The sequence below is a fragment of the Streptococcus sp. 517s genome, assembly GCF_054445985.1.
Window position 1 is genome coordinate 562,581 of record NZ_CM136847.1, and the last position, 20,074, is coordinate 582,654.

Below are 20,074 nucleotides of genomic sequence, written 5' to 3' on the forward strand. Positions count from 1 at the left end.
AATGAAGTGTTGAAAGGAAATACAAAATGAAACAAGATCGATTTCCACTGGTGTCAGATGATGAGATCATGCTGACTAAAATGCCAGTCATGGACTTGTACGATGAGTCAGACTTTATTAGCAATATCAAGGGTGATTACCGCGATAAAAACTATTTGGAATGGTCTCCTATCAATGAGGAACAGGCTGTAACGCCTTCGGTAGCTAGCAAGGAGTCAAAACCAGGCCCAGAACCTAAAAAAGTTGAAAAAACGTATGCTGAGTTGGCTCGAGAAGAGGCGCGTGCGGATCTGAAGAAGAAACGTTCGGCCAAGTATTTGACTCAGGATGTTAGTCATACTAGACGACACAATGGTTCAACACTTGTTCGTCAAGGAAACCAACCAACAGCACCATTTCAAAAGGAAAATTCAGGCGAGTTTGCTAAATTTAGTAAAAACTTGAGCCAGTCCCACTATATTCTAGCCGAGGAGGCTGACCAGGTAGTAATTCCAACTCCGAAATCTCAAACGGAAAAGGCTAAAAAAAACAACTATGATTTTCTAAAGAAGAGTCAAATCTATAATAAAAAGAATAAGCAAACGGAACAGGAACGTCAGGTTGCCCAAGAGTTGAATCTGACAAGAATTACTGAGTAAGGGAGAAAAGCATGTCAAAAACATATCATTTTATTGGAATCAAGGGATCAGGGATGAGTGCCTTGGCCTTGATGTTGCATCAAATGGGACACAAGGTTCAAGGGTCAGACGTTGAAAAATACTATTTTACTCAACGTGGACTAGAGCAGGCAGGAATTACGATTCTTCCTTTTGATGAAAAGAACCTGGAAGGGGATCTTGAAATTATTGCTGGAAATGCCTTTCGTCCAGACAACAATGTTGAAATCGCCTATGCCGACAAAAATGGTATCAGCTACAAACGTTACCATGAATTCCTAGGTAGCTTTATGCGTGACTTTGTCAGCATGGGGGTTGCAGGAGCGCATGGTAAGACATCAACGACTGGGATGCTGTCTCACGTTTTGTCTCACATCACAGACACTAGCTTCTTGATTGGGGATGGAACGGGTCGAGGTTCTGAAAATGCTAAGTATTTTGTTTTTGAATCTGACGAATATGAGCGTCATTTCATGCCTTACCACCCAGAATACTCTATCATCACCAATATTGACTTTGACCATCCAGACTACTTTACAAGTCTAGAGGACGTTTTCAACGCCTTTAACGACTATGCCAAACAAATTACTAAAGGTTTGTTTGTCTACGGTGAGGATGCTGAGTTGCGTAAGATTACAGCCAATGCTCCAATCTATTACTATGGCTTTGATGCTGAGGGAAATGACTTTGTAGCTAGCGACCTTCTACGTTCTACAACTGGTTCGACCTTCACCGTTCATTTCCGCGGACAAGAGTTGGGTCAATTCCACATTCCAACCTTTGGTCGTCACAATATCATGAATGCGACAGCCGTTATTGGTTTACTTTATACAGCAGGGTTTGACTTGAACTTGGTACGTGAACACTTGAAAACATTTGCTGGTGTCAAGCGTCGTTTCACTGAAAAGGTTGTCAATGGAACCATTATTATTGATGATTTCGCCCACCATCCAACGGAAATCATTGCGACCTTAGATGCGGCTCGTCAGAAATACCCAAGTAAGGAAATTGTTGCAATCTTCCAACCACACACTTTTACTAGAACCATTGCCCTATTAGACGACTTTGCTAAAGCTTTGAGCCAGGCAGATGCTGTTTACTTGGCGAAAATCTATGGATCAGCCCGTGAGGTGGACCATGGTGACGTCAAGGTAGAAGACCTAGCAGATAAAATTAAGAAGAAAAGCCAAGTCATCACAGTTGAAAATGTATCACCACTCCTTGAGCATGATAATGCAGTCTATGTCTTTATGGGAGCAGGAGATATCCAAACCTATGAGTACTCATTCGAGCGTCTTTTGTCTAATTTGACAAGCAACATCCAATAAGAAAAAAGAATGGAAATTCCAATCACCATAGGACGGGCTACTTTATCGGATTTAGAAGAAATTGTAGCAATTGAAGAATCTTGTTTATCCTCAGAAGAAATAGTGAGCTACGAATTTTTAGAAGAGAGTATCCGTAAGATTGCGGATACCTTTCTTGTAGCTAGAGATGAAAACCAGCTCGTGGGTTATGTTTTAGGAGAGTCTCAGTCTCTTCATCCCACATGGATAGAAATAAGATCATTTGCTATTCATCCTGACCATCGCGGACAAGGTTTGGGGACCCTTCTTCTTGCTAGCTTGAAACAAGTGGCAGTGGAAGGAGGGTATGAGTATCTTCGCTTGACTTGTCCTGATGACTTGCTCTCTTATTTTGAGATGAATGGCTTTGTTGAGGAAGAAGTGCCAGAAGCTTCATGCGCAAGATTTTCGGGATGGAATCTGATTTGGGCCAATCCTTTTTATCAGGAGGAAGTATGAAAATCAGACAAGCAAGATTTTCGGATTTAGATCAAATTTTAGAGATAGAGCTGGAGAATTTCTCCCTTGAAGAGGCGATTCCTCGTTCGGTCTTTGAGGTGCACTTACGTGAAATTCAGACCAGTTTTCTGGTAGCTGAAAAGGAGGGACGTATCCTTGGGTATATTGAAGGTCCAGTCGTCCCACATCGTCATCTACAAGATCAGTCCTTTACAGAAGAGATAAAAGACTATAGCCATCGACCTGGAGGCTATATCTCTGTGACTTGTCTCTCCATAGCTAAGGAGGCACAAGCCTTGGGCGTGGGGAAAAGACTGTTAAGGGCTCTGAAAGAAGTCGCTTTAGAACATGAACGAGAAGGTATCAATTTGACCTGTCATGACTATCTCATCCCTTATTATGAAAAAAATGGCTTTGTTAACGAGGGAATATCCCAGTCAAGCTTTGCGGGTGAAAGTTGGTATGATATGGTTTGGCAACCGGAAAATAAAGAAAACTAGCTAGGGAATGCCCTAGTTGGTTGCTTTTCTGCGACTTTTAAGATATAATATTATGGATTGTCAACAAGGAGGTAATGCTTTTGACTGAAAAATCAAGAGAAGAAGAAAAATTAAGCTTTAAAGATCAGATTCTACGTGATTTAGAGAGTGTGAAAGAACAAGATAGAAGAGAGAAAGAAGTAGACATTCCAAATCTGACAGCTTCATCATCTCAAGCTAGTTCAGTAACTCCTGCAAATCCTGAATCTGATATTTCAACAGAAGAGTTGATGGCTGATTCCCTATCTGTTGTCGATAAAATTCTAAAGAATGCGCCGAGTGTTCCTCCACTTTCGAGTGCTGAAGCTGATGAAACGGATGAAAAAGAAGAGAAAGAGATTAGACAGCCTATCATTGACAAGATTGAAGTTGTAGAATCTGAAGAACCTCTAGTAGAACCGATTCAGCCAGCTGAAGAACCTGTAGTGGAACCCGTTCAACCTAAGGTGGAACCAGTTGAACTTGAACCTGAAGATAAAGAATTTAACGATACTCCGACCAAGATAGATGTGACTTATAAGACAGAAGAGGCCAATACATCAATTCCTTCTTCTGAGAATAAAGCTGAAGCACTAGTTTCAACTGGATCCTCAGACAGATTAACGGAGGAATCACGTCGTAACCGTCGTCGTAAAGGCAAAAAACCAACCAAGAAAAAGAAGAAATCAAAGGCCAAAGGTTTCCTAGTAACCTTTTTAGTCCTCTTGGTGTTTGTGGCTGCTGGTGGATACTTTGGATACGGTTACGTTCAAGACTCTTTGAAACCTATTGATGCGAGCTCTAAGGAGTATATGACAGTTCAAATTCCAGAAGGATCAAATGTGCAACAAATTGGGAGCACTTTGGAAAAATCTGGCTTGGTCAAACATGGACTTATCTTTAGTATTTATGCTAAGTATAAGGGTTCAGACTTGAAGTCAGGTTATTACAATTTGAAGAAGAGCATGAGTACGGATGACTTGATTCAAGAATTGCAAAAGGGTGGAACTCCTGAACCTCAAGAACCAGTGCTTGCAAACTTAACTATTCCGGAAGGTTATACCTTAGAGCAAATTGCTCAGACAGTAGGTCAACTCCAAGGTGATTTTAAAGAACCTCTTACAGCGGATGCTTTCATGGCAAAAGCTCAAGATGAAACCTTCATCTCCCAACTAGTAGCCAAGTATCCAAACCTTCTTGGAAGTCTTCCAACAAAAGACAGTGGCGTTCGTTATCGCCTTGAAGGTTACCTTTTCCCAGCAACCTACACTATCAAAGACAGCACCACAGTTGAAAGCTTGATTGATGATATGTTAGCAGCTATGGACAAGGCCATGTCACCGTATTACACTACGATCAAAGAAAAGAATCTGACAGTTAATGAATTGCTCAGTATTGCTTCTCTTGTCGAAAAAGAAGGTGCTAAGACCGAAGATCGTAAATTGATTGCGGGAGTTTTCTATAACCGCTTGAATCTTGGTATGCCACTTCAAAGCAACATTGCTATCTTGTATGCTGAAGGGAAACTTGGCCAAAAGATTAGCTTAGCCGATGATACTGCAATTGATACTACGATTGATTCACCTTATAATGTTTATACACATCTTGGCCTCATGCCCGGACCAGTTGATAGTCCAAGCCTCGATGCAATTGAAGCAAGTGTAAATCAGACAAAGAGTGAGTACTTGTACTTTGTAGCTAATGTTGAAGACGGTAAAGTGTACTTTGCAACGACAAAAGAAGAGCATGACCAAAACGTTGCAGAACATATCAATAGTAAATTAACACAATCAAGTAGTTCAAACTAAAATTATGTGGTTTTCCACATAATTTTGTTTTAAAAAAGTAATAGAAAAGAAAGTTGAAAAAATGGCAGAAAAAACTTACCCAATGACCCTTGAAGAAAAGAAAAAGTTAGAAAAAGAATTAGAAGAATTGAAACTCGTTCGTCGTCCTGAAGTCGTAGAGCGTATCAAAATTGCTCGTTCGTACGGGGATCTTTCAGAAAATAGTGAGTACGAAGCAGCTAAGGATGAACAAGCTTTTGTTGAAGGACAAATTTCAAGTCTAGAAACAAAAATTCGCTATGCTGAAATTGTTAATAGCGATGCAGTTGCCCAAGATGAGGTAGCAATCGGTAAAACAGTAACAATCCAAGAAATCGGTGAAGAGGAAGAAGAAGTCTACATCATTGTCGGTTCTGCAGGTGCGGATGCTTTCGCTGGGAAGGTATCAAATGAAAGTCCGATTGGACAAGCTTTGATCGGCAAAAAAACAGGCGATATTGTTACGATTGAGACACCTGTTGGTAGTTACGATGTCAAAATTTTAAAGGTTGAAAAAACAGCCTAAATAGAATGAAAATGGAGTAGTGGAGGTCTTGACTTGCTCAACTCCTTTTTGATTTTTTGAATAAATAGGAGACTATATGAGTTCAAATAAGAAAAAAAATAAAATGGAGCGTGGCTTAACCAATCGCCATGTTCAGGTGATGGCCATTGCGGGGACAATCGGAACAGGACTTTTCCTAGGTGCTGGTCGTTCTATCAGCCTTACTGGACCTTCTATCATCCTGATTTACATGATTACAGGAGCCTTTATGTTTTTGATGATGAGGGCTGTTGGGGAGATGCTATATCAGGATCCAGAACAACATACTTTTATCAACTTTATCACCCGTCATTTGGGGAAAGGCTGGGGGTATTTCTCTGTTTGGTCTTATTGGTTGTCTGTTGTCTTTATCGGTATGGCAGAAATCACTGCGATTTCGCATTATGTTCAGTTTTGGTTTCCTTCTTGGCCTAGTTGGTTGATTCAGATTGTTTTTTTAACGATTTTGGCCTTGGTCAATCTGATTGCGGTTAAGCTCTTTGGGGAAGTCGAGTTTTGGTTTGCTATGGTTAAGATTGTGGCTATTTTAGCTATGATTGCAACAGGGGTCTTTATGGTCTTGACAGGATTTGAAACACCATATGGTGCCGCAAGTCTGGCAAATATCAGCAATCAATTCTCTCTTTTCCCAAATGGAGTCATGAACTTTGTCATGGCCTTTCAAATGGTATTTTTTGCCTATCTGATGATTGAATTTATCGGAGTGACAACCTCTGAAACGAAGAATCCTCGTCAGGTTTTGCCAAAAGCAGTTAAAGAAATTCCTCTCCGAATTGTCTTCTTCTATGGTGGTGCTCTATTAGCCATTATGTCTATTATTCCCTGGAGAGAACTTGCTTCTTCAGATTCACCATTTGTAACGGTTTTTGAGCTAGCAGGTATCAAGTGGGCGGCAGCTCTGATTAACTTCGTCGTTTTGACGTCGGCCGCATCTGCTCTTAATTCGACCCTCTATTCAACAGGGCGACACCTCTACCAGATTGCCCATGATTCACCCAATCGCTTCTTAAAAGCGATCAAGGCAGATACTCTTTCTCGCCATAATGTTCCACAAAATGCTATTATTGCTTCAGCAATCTTAATTGCTCTGGCTGCCTTTATCAATGTTTTGCCAGGTGTTTCCGATGCCTTTGCTTTGATCACGGCGTCTTCATCAGGTGTTTACATCGCGATTTATATCTTGATTATGGTGGCCCACCTCAAATACCGCAAGTCACAAGACTTTATGGCGGAGGGCTACCTCATGCCCTATTACCGTTTTCTAAATCCTTTAACCATGCTCTTCTTTATCTTTGTCTTTGTAACCCTCTTTTTACAAGAATCTACCTTTATGGGAGCAATTGGTTCAGCTATCTGGATTATCGGTTTCGGAATTTATAGCCAGTGGAAATTTAGAAAATAAGGGCTCTTTGTCAACTGTAGTGGGTTGAAGAAAAGCTAAGATCGAGAAAGGACGAATTTCGTCCTTTCTTTTTTGATGTTTAGAGCGATGAAAATCCGTTTTTTGAAGTTTTCAAAGTTCCGAAAACCGAAAGCATTGCGCTTGATGACCTTGATGAGGTTATTAGCGTCTTCTGGTCTTTCGTGAATGGTATGAGAAATAGAAATTTTTCCTCTGTTTTCGACATGACCTTTTGTATGATGTGTTTTCCCACGATGACGGAGCTTGCGAATGACACCACGAGCACCATGTGAAAGCTTGTCGTCAAAGTGACTGCGATAGATGGCTCTATAAATCGTTTGATAACTAATAACAGCTTTTCCATACTCTAATCGCAACAGGCCTTCTATTTCTTCAGGAGACCATTGATAATCGAGAAATAGATGCTTGACGGTATTGCTTAAATTGTGATCTATTTCAAGCATTCGTTTCTGCCCACAGTGTGATTTAGCAATATGGTAAGATTCCTGTGCATGACTTGGAGAATAGCGTCCTTCTCTTAGATGTCGTTTCCACTCGCGACTAATACTAGACGGATGACGATGGAGCAACTTAGCAATTTGAGAAAAATTTAGGCCTTGCATACGGTAAATGAGAATACTCTCACGCTCATCTATGGTAAAATGATGGTAGCTCATAAGATTTCCTTTCGTAACTAGTTGGTTCAATTCTATTTTACTAGAAAATCTTATGAGTTTTTATTGTGCACTTATATTGTATATTCAAGACAACAAAATAGGATCTATAATTCCCTACAGTGATTTTACTCACTACATTTTTGAGCGAAGAAAAGTATCTAGGAGATTGTTAGTTATAAATCATAGTCATCCGCTATAAGCTCCAGAGGTTGGAGTAAAAATTTAACCTTGAATATAAAAAACGAACAAAGTCAGTTTTTCTGATAATTAGAATTCTATCTTATTCGTATTTTGTCTCGTTTATCGAGTATAAGGTCTCTTAAAATTAAGATTTTTTCCGCCCAGAGATTCAAATTTTGAAGGTGTTATATTAAAAATAATTGCGAATGTTGATGTATTAGCTATAAAAAAGAAGTATAAATATTTTAAAATGAAATAAATGTAGGACAGCGGATGCAGTATGCACCTTAAACTTAAAAAGTAACTGAAATAGCTATCGAAATTCATATGAGTTATCTCTGAAATACATTCAGAAATTTTTCTGCTTATTGAGAATAATTAAAGAAAATTATAAAAATTTGTCTTCTACAAAATGTTATGGTAAAATACACAAGAGAATGATAATAGTAATATAGGAGATAACGAATGAAAAGAATGTTTTCCGAATCTAAAGAACGTTTTTCTATTCGCAAGTACACTATTGGTGTCGCTTCCGTGTTGTTGTCAACACTGGTATTTGTGGAAGGAAACGTTTATGCGGATGAAGTGAAGAATAATACAGAGTCACAAACTTCAGTTGTCACACAAGAGAATCAAGGCGAGAGACACAAGGAATCTGGTCTTGAAGCAAATGAAGCTGTAACACCAGCTGAGTCAACCTCTCCAACTTCAAACGCCAGTGTCGAAGCCCCTGCGCATGTGGTTAAAGAGGAGAAGACTGAAAAACAACTAAATGAAGTTGCAACACCAGCTAGCACTAGTGTTACACCAGCTGAGTCAGCTTCTCCAACTTCAAAAGCCAGTGCCGAAGCCCCTGCACATGTGGTTAAAGGGGAAAAGACTGAAAAACAACTAAATGAAGTTGCAACACCAGCTAGCACTAGTGTTGCACCAGCTGAGTCAGCTTCTCCAACTTCAAAAGCCAGTGCCGAAGCCTCTTCATCTGCAGCTAGCGAGAAAAAAACTGAGGCGCAACCTACAACTAGATCAAGACGGTCTAAAAGAGAACTGCCTTCATCAGGTGGTGCAACAACCTATGTAAAAACAGGTGATACAATTACTGTACAAAATCCAGATGTTGAGGTGAATTTTCCAAATGGTAACGGATTGTTTACGCCAGTAGAAACTGTCATTCGCATGAATATGCCTGATAGTTTAACCATCAAACGCAATGATAAACTGGTAGTTGATATCCCAGATGCTATGAGAATCCCTACAAGTTTGCACTATGATGTGACGGGACCAGATGGTCAAGTTATTGGGAATGCTTTCTTGGATTCAATCAATAACAAAGTAATCACTACTTTTACAGATTATTTTGAAAAAAATACTCTCGGAAAAAATTATACGTTAAACATTAGTACAGGTTGGAAAGCGAATGTTAAGCCAAATGTTCCAACGGAACTCAATTTCAATGGAACCAAGATTACAGTAACAGTAGGCCCCGAAAATGCTCCAGCACCAGCAGCAAAATCAAAGGTTGAAAAATACGGAGAAGCAGTAACAGGACATCCTGAATTAATCAGATGGACCATCCGTGTAAATGCAGGAAGTCTAGTAGCTCCACAGGTTTTAAACAACTACCAATTGATTGATAGTCTTCCAGATGATCAAGAATTAGTTCAAGATGGTGATCCAGTATTAAAGGAGTTTGATGACCAAAGAAAAGCTGCATGGAGAGCAGGGCATGCAACACCAATTCCTGACGATCATGTGGATTTGTGGAATGGAAAAGCTCTCAGAGCCGAAAAGGTTCAGTCAATTTCACCGTGGGTATCTAAAGGAAATGCAATTCAATTATTAGAGAATATCAAAACAAGTTCGTCTGGTTTTTCATTCAAGATAGCACAACTGAACGAAATGATCTACGTTCGTTATATGACTAGATTGAAGAATGTTTCAGCGCACCCGACACTTGCAGAATTGCAACAAAAACACGGAAATGATATCAAAATCACCTATAACAATGGAGAAGAGTATAGTTATCAAGCATCTTTTGCCTTTAAGGCAGGAGGATCTGGTTCAGCGACAAAAGCAAAAAAACCAGCAAGGGTTGATTTATCATTTACTAAACGTTTGGACGGAAGAAATTTAAAACGTGGCGAGTTCACTTTTAATTTGATTGATAGTACGGGTAAGGTTGTTGATACTCAAACAAATGATAGTTTTGGGAATATTACTTTTGATCCACTCTTGTTTAACTCTGCAGGAACCTATCATTATACAGTTGAGGAGGTCACTGGTTCAGAAACTGGTATGACTTATGATCCAATGAAAGCTAACGTAACAATCACGGTAAATGCTAACGGAGATTCCTACGTAGCTCAAACAACTATGCCAACTGATACTGAGTTTAACAATACTTTCAAATCATCTCCTGTTAAGGTAAATCTGGAATTTAATAAAGAACTTTCAAATGGAACATTGAAAGCTGGTGACTTTAGCTTCACATTGGCTGGTGATAACAATGTAAATCAAACTGTGACTAACAAGGCTGATGGGAAAATTACCTTCAGCGAATTGTCATTCGATAAAGTTGGTGTCTACAACTACACTGTTAAAGAAGTGAAGGGGAACAAACCTGATGTAGACTACGATGAAATGACTATCGCAGTTAAGGTGACTGTAACAAAAGATGAGGATTCAGGTCTGTTAACTGCCAAAACAGAGATAACTGCAACAGGTGGTGAAGCAACTGGTACAGATGATACAACTTTCAATAATCACGTTGTTCCACCAGTAAATGTAGAGTTTGACTTCTCCAAGAAATTGAAAGGTCGCGATCTGAAAGCGAATGAATTCACATTCAAACTGTATGACGAATCAGGCGCAGAGGTAGCAACTGCAACCAATGATGCAACTGGCAATGTGAAGTTCACGGGTATTGAGTATAGTGCTAGCGATCTTGGAATAGATGCTTCAGGACAACGGAATTCAAGTAAGACCTTTAACTATACTGTAAAAGAAGTTATCCCAACAACGCCAGAAACTGGAATGACCTATGACCAAATGGAAGCAAAAGTGACAGTGACTGTTACTAAGTCAGGCCATACTTTGGTTGCAACCACACCATCTTATTCATCAACAAATGGTGTGGATGCAGATGGAAATGCAACGACAGGTGTAGATACAGAGTTCAACAATACCTTTACACCAACCCCAGTGAAGGTAAATCTTGAGTTCAACAAGTCTCTCTCAAATGGAACATTGAATGCTGGTGACTTTAGCTTCACATTGGCTGGTGATAACAATGTAAATCAAACTGTGACTAACAAGGCTGATGGGAAAATTACCTTCAGTGAATTGTCTTTTGACCGCGAAGGTGTTTACAACTATACTGTTAAAGAAGTGAAGGGTGATAAATCTGATGTAGACTACGATGAAATGACTGTCGCAGTTAAAGTCACTGTTACGAAAGATGCTACAACAGGTCTTTTGAGTGCTAAGACTGAAATGACTTCATCAGGTGGTGAAGCAACAGATGCAAATGACAGAATCTTCAACAACCATGTTGTTGCTCCAGTTAAGACTAGATTTGACTTCAGCAAAGCCCTTGCAGGTCGTCAGTTGCAAGATGATGAGTTTACTTTTGTCCTTAAAGATGCTTCTGGGAACGTTATTCAAACGAAGAAGAACAAAGCGAATGGTGTTATTGCCTTTGACGATTTGACATTTACAAATGCTCAAGTTGGAACTCACAAGTACACAGTAGAAGAAGTTCAAGGTTCACTTACTGGGGTAACTTATGACACCATGAAAGCTGAAGTAACGGTTGCTGTTACCAAATCTGGTCATACCCTTACAGCAACCAAAGCCCTTCCAACAGATACTGAGTTCAACAATACGTTCACCCCAGCAGCGACAAGCGCACAATTCAGTTTCACTAAGAAATTGGAAGGAAAAACGCTTGAAGCTGATGCCTTCACCTTTGAATTGCTTGAAAATGGCCATGTAATCCAAACGAAGAAGAATAAAGCTGACGGAACGATCCAATTTGACGCGATCTCCTACGCAGCAGAAGGAACTCATACTTATACCGTTCGCGAAGTAGCCGGAACAGATACCAATATCGATTACGATTCAATGAACGCTACTGTGACTGTAAATGTCACAAAAGACGCTCAAACAGGTCTGTTGAACGCTGCTGTAACAATGCCAGCTGATAGCGAATTTAACAACTATGCAGTAGCCCCAGTCACAGCGCAATTTGACTTTAGTAAAGTCTTGGCAGGACGCACTCTAAAAGCTGGTGAGTTCAGCTTCGTCTTGAAAGATAAGAATGGTACGGTTCTACAAACGAAGACCAATGATGCTTCAGGTAAAGTAGCCTTCGATGCGCTTACATATAAGAACAATGAAGTTGGCGAGCATAAGTACACTGTAGAAGAAGTAGCTGGTTCAGAAGCAGGAATGACTTATGATCCAATGAAGGCAGAGGTGACAGTGACTGTAACGAAAGCAGGTCATACCCTTACAGCAACCAAAGCCCTTCCAACAGATACTGAGTTCAACAATACGTTCACCCCAGCAGCGACAAGCGCACAATTCAGTTTCACTAAGAAATTGGAAGGAAAAACGCTTGAAGCTGATGCCTTCACCTTTGAATTGCTTGAAAATGGCCATGTAATCCAAACGAAGAAGAATAAAGCTGACGGAACGATCCAATTTGACGCGATCTCCTACGCAGCAGAAGGAACTCATACTTATACCGTTCGCGAAGTAGCCGGAACAGATACCAATATCGATTACGATTCAATGAACGCTACTGTGACTGTAAATGTCACAAAAGACGCTCAAACAGGTCTGTTGAACGCTGCTGTAACAATGCCAGCTGATAGCGAATTTAACAACTATGCAGTAGCCCCAGTCACAGCGCAATTTGACTTTAGTAAAGTCTTGGCAGGACGCACTCTAAAAGCTGGTGAGTTCAGCTTCGTCTTGAAAGATAAGAATGGTACGGTTCTACAAACGAAGACCAATGATGCTTCAGGTAAAGTAGCCTTCGATGCGCTTACATATAAGAACAATGAAGTTGGCGAGCATAAGTACACTGTAGAAGAAGTAGCTGGTTCAGAAGCAGGAATGACTTATGATCCAATGAAGGCAGAGGTGACAGTGACTGTAACGAAAGCAGGTCATACCCTTACAGCAACCAAAGCCCTTCCAACAGATACTGAGTTCAACAATACGTTCACCCCAGCAGCGACAAGCGCACAATTCAGTTTCACTAAGAAATTGGAAGGAAAAACGCTTGAAGCTGATGCCTTCACCTTTGAATTGCTTGAAAATGGCCATGTAATCCAAACGAAGAAGAATAAAGCTGACGGAACGATCCAATTTGACGCGATCTCCTACGCAGCAGAAGGAACTCATACCTATACCGTTCGCGAAGTAGCTGGAACAGATACAGACATTGACTATGATTCCATGAACGCAGAAGTGACTGTTAACGTCACTAAGAACGCGACAACAGGTGTCTTGACAGCCAATGTTGTTATGCCAGCTGATAGCGAATTTAACAACTATGCGGTAGCACCAGTCACAGCACAATTCGACTTCAGTAAGGCTCTTGCAGGACGTACCCTTAAAGCTGGTGAGTTCAGCTTCGTCTTGAAAGATGAGAATGGTACGGTTCTACAAACGAAGACTAATGATGCCGATGGTAAAGTTGCATTCGATGCACTTACTTACAAGAACAATGAAGTTGGCGAGCATAAGTACACTGTAGAAGAAGTAGCTGGTTCAGAAGCAGGAATGACTTATGATCCAATGAAGGCAGAGGTGACAGTGACTGTAACGAAAGCAGGTCATACCCTTACAGCAACCAAAGCCCTTCCAACAGATACTGAGTTCAACAATACGTTCACCCCAGCAGCGACAAGCGCACAATTCAGTTTCACTAAGAAATTGGAAGGAAAAACGCTTGAAGCTGATGCCTTCACCTTTGAATTGCTTGAAAATGGCCATGTAATCCAAACGAAGAAGAATAAAGCTGACGGAACGATCCAATTTGACGCGATCTCCTACGCAGCAGAAGGAACTCATACCTATACCGTTCGCGAAGTAGCTGGAACAGATACAGACATTGACTATGATTCCATGAACGCAGAAGTGACTGTTAACGTCACTAAGAACGCGACAACAGGTGTCTTGACAGCCAATGTTGTTATGCCAGCTGATAGCGAATTTAACAACTATGCGGTAGCACCAGTCACAGCACAATTCGACTTCAGTAAGGCTCTTGCAGGACGTACCCTTAAAGCTGGTGAGTTCAGCTTCGTCTTGAAAGATGAGAATGGTACGGTTCTACAAACGAAGACTAATGATGCCGATGGTAAAGTTGCATTCGATGCACTTACTTACAAGAACAATGAAGTTGGCGAGCATAAGTACACTGTAGAAGAAGTAGCTGGTTCAGAAGCAGGAATGACTTATGATCCAATGAAGGCAGAGGTGACAGTGACTGTAACGAAAGCAGGTCATACCCTTACAGCAACCAAAGCCCTTCCAACAGATACTGAGTTCAACAATACGTTCACTCCAGCAGCGACAAGCGCACAATTCAGTTTCACTAAGAAATTGGAAGGAAAAGCCCTTGAAGCTGATGCCTTCACCTTTGAATTGCTTGAAAATGGCCGTGTGATTCAAACGAAGAAGAATGACGTTCATGGGAACATCCAATTTGATGCGATCTCCTACGCAACAGAAGGAACTCATACCTATACCGTTCGTGAAGTAGCCGGAACAGATACAGACATTGACTATGATTCCATGAACGCAGAAGTGACTGTTAACGTCACTAAGAATGCGACAACAGGTGTCTTGACAGCCAATGTTGTTATGCCAGCTGATAGCGAATTTAACAACTATGCGGTAGCCCCAGTCACAGTGCAGTTCAATTTTACTAAGAAGCTTGAAGGTCGTAAATTGAAGGCTGGTGAGTTTAGTTTTGTTCTGAAGGACGAAAAAGGAAATGTGATTGAAACTGTAACCAACGATGTAACTGGTAAGATTCAATTTTCAGCTCTTACATTCAAACGTGGCGAGGAAGGAATTTATATCTACCATGTAGAAGAAGTGAAAGGTACGGAAGCTGGTATTGAGTACGATCGCATGATTGCTACTGTTGGTATTAAAGTGAAGAAGGATGGTAGAGTGTTGACTGTAACTACTCAGTTGCCAGCCGATACCGAGTTTAATAACAAGGTAACACCACCGACACCACCGACACCATCAACACCATCAACATCAGAAAAATCTAAGGGTCGTGAGTTGCCCAACACTGGTGAACAATCTAAATCTGAAGTTGTCACTCTTGGTGCTGCACTTGGTCTGGTAGGTCTAGGTTTGATTGCAAAACGCAAAAAGGAAGATGAAGCATAATATTTCGTTTTCTAAAATGAATCAAGATTTGGCTTAGAATATCTAAATTAAAGATATTCTAAAAGCGCTAATACATTTATTAAATAAATTATGAACTCATCAACTCTGCTTGGTGAGTTTTTTCTAGTTTGACAGTCTATTGAAATAAGATTATAATCAAGCTGTAACAGTTCGAAGGAGGTTTGGATGCATTTTAGATTGGAAAATAAGGAATCTCATAAAGCGCAAGAAATAAGAAATTTGATTCGTGCTTATAATCGTTCCCAAAGAGAAGAGGCTGAAAGCGAGCCCCTGAACCTTTATGTTGAAGACGAAAAGGGCAATCTCCTGGCAGGCTTAGTAGCAGAGACTTTCGGAAATTGGCTGGAAATCGAATATTTGTTTGTGAGAGAGGAATTGCGAGGACAGGGAATCGGTTCAAAACTATTGGAGCAAGCTGAAAGTGAAGCTAAGAATCGAAACTGTCGTTTTGCTTTCGTCAATACTTACCAGTTTCAAGCGCCAGATTTTTATAAAAGCCATGGCTACAAGGCAGTCTTTACCTTGCAAAACTATCCCTACACAGGGCAAAGATTTTATTACCAAAAAGATTTGTAAGGTGAATATGAAGGCATAAATCAAAGAGGGATTCTTCACATAAGCAAGGAGGTAGACAAATGGATATAATATTGGATATGGGCAACGTCTTATTAGAATGGAACAAGGATAAGATTTTACAAGACGTTTCGGATACGAAGGAAGAATATTTGGTTTTAGATAAAGCTATTTTTCAGTCGGGGCTTTGGTTAAGATTAGATATTGGGACCATGACGAGAGAAGAGTTGGTGCTTAAAGTTGTGTCGATGATTGGAAGTACCTATCAAAAGAAGGTCGAAGAAGTTATCTGGAATTGGCCTAGCTACATTGATATTTATAGGGAAGTCTTTCCTGTCTTGTCAGAACTAAAGAAAAAGGGGCATCGCATCTTTGTCTTGTCCAATACCTCAAAGGTATTTTATGACTTGCTGGATGAGCAATTATCTTCCTTAAAGGAGGTTTTAGATGGTTTTGTCCTATCCTGTGATATAAAAGCTATAAAGCCTGATTTGGCAATGTTTAAGGAGATTCTCGACAAATATCAGCTAAATCCCGCAAATTGTGTCTTTCTAGACGATATTGAGGACAATACAAACGCAGCTGAGAAATTGGGCATTAGGGCCTATCAGGTTAAGAAAAGAAGTGATGTCGTCGATATTTTGAAATCCTATATTTAAAGGTAACACTCTCTATCTTTTTGTGGTAGAGAGTTTTTTGTTAACAAAATCTTACAAAATGACATTTATATATTGCATTAAGTTAGATATATGGTATAATTTTTTTAAAAGAAGCGCAACTTTTTAAAAATGTGAAGGAGGATGCTAGTGGCTAAAAATTTAAAATTAAAACTAGCTCGTGTGGAGCTTGACTTGACACAAGGGGATTTGGCAGAGGCTGTAGGTGTTACTAGGCAGACTATAGGCTTGATTGAAGCTGGGAAATACAATCCTAGTCTCTCCCTCTGTCAGTCCATTTGCAGATGCTTAGGCAAAACTTTAGATCAATTATTTTGGGAGGAAGAAGATGAAAAATAGAAAAAAACTTGTGATCAAAGATGAACGTACGGAAAAATTGGATGGAAAGATTTCAGGAGAAATTCTCTTGGGAATGTGCCTATTTTTGGCACTGGAAATTTTTGCCAAAGTTTATATTTTCAATTTAACGCTTTTGTCCTATTTACCAGAGTTACTTTTATTGATTGGAGTCGGTTTGTATGCCATTATTCGCCGCATGTATGTTGGAATTGACATTCGAGATATTGTTGAGAATACTGGAAAAGAAAGAATTTTATCTGCTTTGGGATTTTCTATAGTGGTTTTATTGATTGATATCGTAGGCAATCGCGAGGAACTGGTCAGTCTATTGACTTGGAAGTACTCCCTAAAAGTGGTTCTAGCAGTTATCATCTATCTCGTTGGGAGTTATTCTATGGATAGAGTTATCCTATACTTGAATCGCAGAAATCAGCAAGTCTGGGAGGAAGAAGATGAAAAATAGATTTTTTTATTATCAATTATTAGACGAAAGAGAAGAACAACTGATTAACAAAGCTGGGACAGAGTCTTTTCATGTGTTTATCGGGCTCATTCTGCTAAGTTATTTGGTGGCTGTATTAGCACCTGCTCTTTTTAATCCTAATATTCTTCTGGTTACCCTTCTTTTAGGAATTTTCTTCTTTTTCAATCGTGCACGACAACTTGGAGTGACCTACTATAGTCGGTTTCATTTTAGGATTGTAGGGTGCTTGCTGGTAACTCTCGCTATTACGACTCTCTTGATGTTGCAGAATTATCAATTCAATATCGAAATTTATCAGCACAATCCTTTGAACGTTAAATACTTATCTGCTTGGGCCATTACTTATCTGATGTACCTTCCTTGGGTTTTTATCGGCAATCTCGGCCTTAAAAGTTATGGCGAATGGGCTCAAAAAAAGTTTGAGCAAGATATGGATGAATTGGAGAACGGAGAATAGCTTGTTATCTTTTTATCAATCTCAGTAAAATGTGTTATAATAGTACTAATTTATCGGATGGTGTGAAAGTGGTAGAATACGTTCATACCTTTGTAAAGAAGGAAGAAGGAAAACAGATGTATCCAGATGATAGTTTGACATTGCACACGGACTTGTACCAGATTAACATGATGCAAGTTTACTTTGACCAAGGAATTCACAATAAAAAGGCGGTCTTTGAGGTTTACTTCCGCCAGCAACCGTTTAACAACGGTTATGCAGTTTTCGCTGGTTTGGAAAGAATTGTACATTATCTTAAAGACTTACGCTTTTCAGATAGCGATATTGCCTACTTGGAGTCGCTTGGTTATCATGGGGCGTTCTTAGACTACCTACGCAATCTCAAGTTGGAGTTGACGGTTCGTTCTGCCCAAGAAGGGGACTTGGTTTTTGCTAATGAACCGATTGTGCAGGTGGAAGGTCCTCTAGCCCAATGTCAATTAGTCGAAACGGCTCTCTTAAACATCGTTAATTTTCAAACCTTGATAGCGACTAAGGCAGCACGTATTCGTTCAGTCATTGAAGATGAACCTTTGATGGAGTTCGGGACACGTCGTGCGCAAGAAATGGATGCAGCTATCTGGGGAACACGCGCAGCGGTGATTGGTGGCGCCAATGGAACCAGCAACGTGCGTGCTGGTAAGCTCTTTGATATTCCTGTCTTGGGGACTCATGCCCATGCCTTGGTACAGGTTTATGGAAACGACTATGAAGCCTTCAAGGCCTATGCGGCGACCCATCGTGATTGTGTCTTTCTTGTGGATACCTATGACACCCTTCGCATCGGTGTGCCAGCTGCTATTCAGGTGGCGCATGAACTGGGTGATCAGATTAACTTTATGGGTGTGCGGATTGACTCTGGGGATATTGCCTATATTTCCAAGAAAGTTCGTCAACAGTTGGATGAGGCTGGATATCCAGATGCTAAGATTTATGCTTCTAATGACCTAGATGAAAATACCATCCTCAACCTCAAGATGCAACACGCTAAAATTGATGTCTGGGGTGTTGGGACCAAGCTGATTACGGCTTATGACCAGCCTGCTCTTGGCGCAGTTTATAAGATTGTTGCTATTGAAGATGAAAATGGTAAGATGCGCAACACCATCAAGCTTTCAAGCAATGCTGAAAAAGTGTCGACGCCAGGTAAGAAGCAGGTATGGCGCATTACCAGCCGTGAAAAAGGCAAGTCAGAAGGTGACTACATCACCTATGATGGTGTGGATGTGAGTGGCATGACAGAAATCAAGATGTTCCATCCAACTTATACCTACATCAAAAAGACCGTTCGTAATTTTGATGCCGTTCCTCTCTTGGTGGATATCTTTAAAGAAGGGAAATTGGTTTACGATTTGCCTAGTTTGACTGAGATTCAGTCCTATGCTCGCAAAGAATTTGACAAGCTTTGGGATGAGTATAAACGGGTACTCAATCCGCAACACTATCCAGTGGACTTGGCGCGTGATATTTGGCAAGATAAGATGGACTTGATTGATAAGATGCGCAAGGAAGCCCTTGGTGAAGGAGAAGAAGAATGAGTTTGCAAGAGACCATTATCCAGCAACTGGGTGTCAAACCAGTGATTGACGCCCAGGAAGAAATCCATCGTTCCATTGATTTCTTAAAGAGATACCTGAAAAAACACACCTTCCTTAAGACTTTTGTACTAGGGATTTCTGGAGGACAAGACTCAACCTTGGCAGGGCGTTTGGCGCAATTAGCTATGGAAGAAATGCGAACTGAGACAGGAGATGACAGCTACCAATTTATCGCTGTCCGCCTGCCCTATGGAGTACAAGCTGATGAAGCAGATGCACAAAAAGCTCTCGCTTTCATCCAGCCAGATGTCAGTCTAGTTGTAAATATCAAGGAATCAGCTGATGCCATGACAGCTGCAGTCGAAGCGACAGGAAGCACTGTTTCAGACTTCAACAAGGGAAATATCAAGGCGCGTAGTCGTATGATTGCTCAATATGCCCTTGCGGGTGCCCATAGCGGAGCGGTCATTGGAACAGACCATGCTGCAGAAAATATCACAGGCTTTTTTACCAAGTTTGGTGACGGTGGTGCAGACATTCTCCCTCTTTACCGCCTCAATAAACGCCAAGGAAAACAACTCTTGAAGGAGCTTGGTGCGGACCCAGCCCTCTATGAAAAAATCCCAACAGCAGATTTGGAAGAAGAAAAACCAGGTATTGCAGACGAAGTAGCTTTGGGAGTCACTTATGAAGAGATTGATGACTACCTAGAAGGAAAAACAATCAGCCCAGAAGCCCAAGTGACTATTGAAAACTGGTGGCACAAAGGCCAACACAAACGTCACCTACCAATCACCGTCTTTGATGACTTTTGGGAGTAAAAAGGTCCTGTGGACCTTTTTAGCTTCTTGCCTAGAAACTGGGAAGCAAGAATAACCTCCAGTGAAGGTTTTTA

General features: G+C 40.5%; 14 protein-coding genes and 4 pseudogenes. 16 read left to right on the plus strand and 2 right to left on the minus strand.

What is annotated here, in order from left to right:
• Nucleotides 1–26: 26 nt before the first annotated feature.
• From ACVX3R_RS03050 to ACVX3R_RS03080, 7 genes are all read left to right on the plus strand, one after another.
• Nucleotides 27–638, plus strand: a complete 612-nt coding sequence (locus ACVX3R_RS03050; protein WP_458795415.1) for a cystathionine gamma-synthase — start codon at nucleotides 27–29, stop codon at nucleotides 636–638.
• An 11-nt stretch (nucleotides 639–649) separates the two neighbouring features.
• Entirely contained in the window at nucleotides 650–1,984 is a 1,335-nt protein-coding gene (murC, locus tag ACVX3R_RS03055) for a UDP-N-acetylmuramate--L-alanine ligase (protein ID WP_458795416.1), read from the plus strand.
• Between the two features lie 9 nt (nucleotides 1,985–1,993).
• Nucleotides 1,994–2,461, plus strand: coding sequence for a GNAT family N-acetyltransferase (locus ACVX3R_RS03060; protein ID WP_007518436.1), 468 nt, complete (start codon nucleotides 1,994–1,996; stop codon nucleotides 2,459–2,461).
• Complete coding sequence (locus ACVX3R_RS03065; protein WP_458795417.1) at nucleotides 2,458–2,961, plus strand: GNAT family N-acetyltransferase; 504 nt, start codon at nucleotides 2,458–2,460, stop codon at nucleotides 2,959–2,961. The genes ACVX3R_RS03060 and ACVX3R_RS03065 overlap by 4 nt, the downstream gene beginning before the upstream one ends.
• A 74-nt stretch (nucleotides 2,962–3,035) precedes the next feature.
• Entirely contained in the window at nucleotides 3,036–4,787 is a 1,752-nt protein-coding gene (gene mltG / locus ACVX3R_RS03070; RefSeq protein WP_458795418.1) for an endolytic transglycosylase MltG, read from the plus strand.
• Between the two features lie 61 nt (nucleotides 4,788–4,848).
• Nucleotides 4,849–5,331, plus strand: coding sequence for a transcription elongation factor GreA (greA, locus tag ACVX3R_RS03075; RefSeq protein WP_000818770.1), 483 nt, complete (start codon nucleotides 4,849–4,851; stop codon nucleotides 5,329–5,331).
• Between the two features lie 76 nt (nucleotides 5,332–5,407).
• On the plus strand, nucleotides 5,408–6,772 hold the full coding sequence (locus tag ACVX3R_RS03080) for an amino acid permease (protein ID WP_458795419.1): 1,365 nt from the start codon (nucleotides 5,408–5,410) through the stop codon (nucleotides 6,770–6,772).
• A 35-nt stretch (nucleotides 6,773–6,807) separates the two neighbouring features.
• Here the strand turns inward: ACVX3R_RS03080 and ACVX3R_RS03085 are convergent.
• A pseudogene (locus ACVX3R_RS03085) lies at nucleotides 6,808–6,945 on the minus strand (transposase); the annotation flags it as partial.
• A gap of 381 nt (nucleotides 6,946–7,326) precedes the next feature.
• A pseudogene (locus ACVX3R_RS03090) lies at nucleotides 7,327–7,449 on the minus strand (helix-turn-helix domain-containing protein); the annotation flags it as partial.
• Between the two features lie 645 nt (nucleotides 7,450–8,094).
• Here ACVX3R_RS03090 and ACVX3R_RS03095 point away from each other — a divergent pair.
• The 9 genes and pseudogenes from ACVX3R_RS03095 to nadE all read left to right on the plus strand — a co-directional run.
• Nucleotides 8,095–12,195 (plus strand): annotated as a pseudogene (locus ACVX3R_RS03095) (Spy0128 family protein); the annotation flags it as partial.
• A 33-nt stretch (nucleotides 12,196–12,228) separates the two neighbouring features.
• Nucleotides 12,229–15,051 (plus strand): annotated as a pseudogene (locus ACVX3R_RS03100) (Spy0128 family protein); the annotation flags it as partial.
• 186 nt (nucleotides 15,052–15,237) lie between these two features.
• Nucleotides 15,238–15,648 (plus strand): GNAT family N-acetyltransferase, encoded by a 411-nt coding sequence (locus ACVX3R_RS03105; protein WP_458795420.1) that lies wholly within the window; start codon nucleotides 15,238–15,240, stop codon nucleotides 15,646–15,648.
• A gap of 59 nt (nucleotides 15,649–15,707) precedes the next feature.
• The gene (locus ACVX3R_RS03110; protein ID WP_458795421.1) at nucleotides 15,708–16,304 is read left to right on the plus strand and encodes an HAD family hydrolase; all 597 of its coding nucleotides are present in this window, start codon (nucleotides 15,708–15,710) and stop codon (nucleotides 16,302–16,304) included.
• Nucleotides 16,305–16,451: 147 nt separating this feature from the next.
• The gene (locus tag ACVX3R_RS03115) at nucleotides 16,452–16,661 is read left to right on the plus strand and encodes a helix-turn-helix transcriptional regulator (protein ID WP_001107495.1); all 210 of its coding nucleotides are present in this window, start codon (nucleotides 16,452–16,454) and stop codon (nucleotides 16,659–16,661) included.
• Nucleotides 16,651–17,124, plus strand: coding sequence for a DUF6773 family protein (locus ACVX3R_RS03120; RefSeq protein WP_458795422.1), 474 nt, complete (start codon nucleotides 16,651–16,653; stop codon nucleotides 17,122–17,124). Before ACVX3R_RS03115 ends, ACVX3R_RS03120 begins: the two co-directional genes overlap by 11 nt.
• Nucleotides 17,114–17,602 (plus strand): DUF6773 family protein, encoded by a 489-nt coding sequence (locus ACVX3R_RS03125; RefSeq protein ID WP_458795423.1) that lies wholly within the window; start codon nucleotides 17,114–17,116, stop codon nucleotides 17,600–17,602. Before ACVX3R_RS03120 ends, ACVX3R_RS03125 begins: the two co-directional genes overlap by 11 nt.
• 116 nt (nucleotides 17,603–17,718) lie before the next feature.
• Nucleotides 17,719–19,179 carry a nicotinate phosphoribosyltransferase gene (locus ACVX3R_RS03130; protein ID WP_458795671.1) on the plus strand — a complete coding sequence of 487 codons (1,461 nt, stop codon included), beginning with the start codon at nucleotides 17,719–17,721 and terminating at the stop codon, nucleotides 19,177–19,179.
• Nucleotides 19,176–20,000, plus strand: coding sequence for an ammonia-dependent NAD(+) synthetase (gene nadE / locus ACVX3R_RS03135; RefSeq protein WP_458795424.1), 825 nt, complete (start codon nucleotides 19,176–19,178; stop codon nucleotides 19,998–20,000). Before ACVX3R_RS03130 ends, nadE begins: the two co-directional genes overlap by 4 nt.
• Nucleotides 20,001–20,074: the final 74 nt, after the last annotated feature.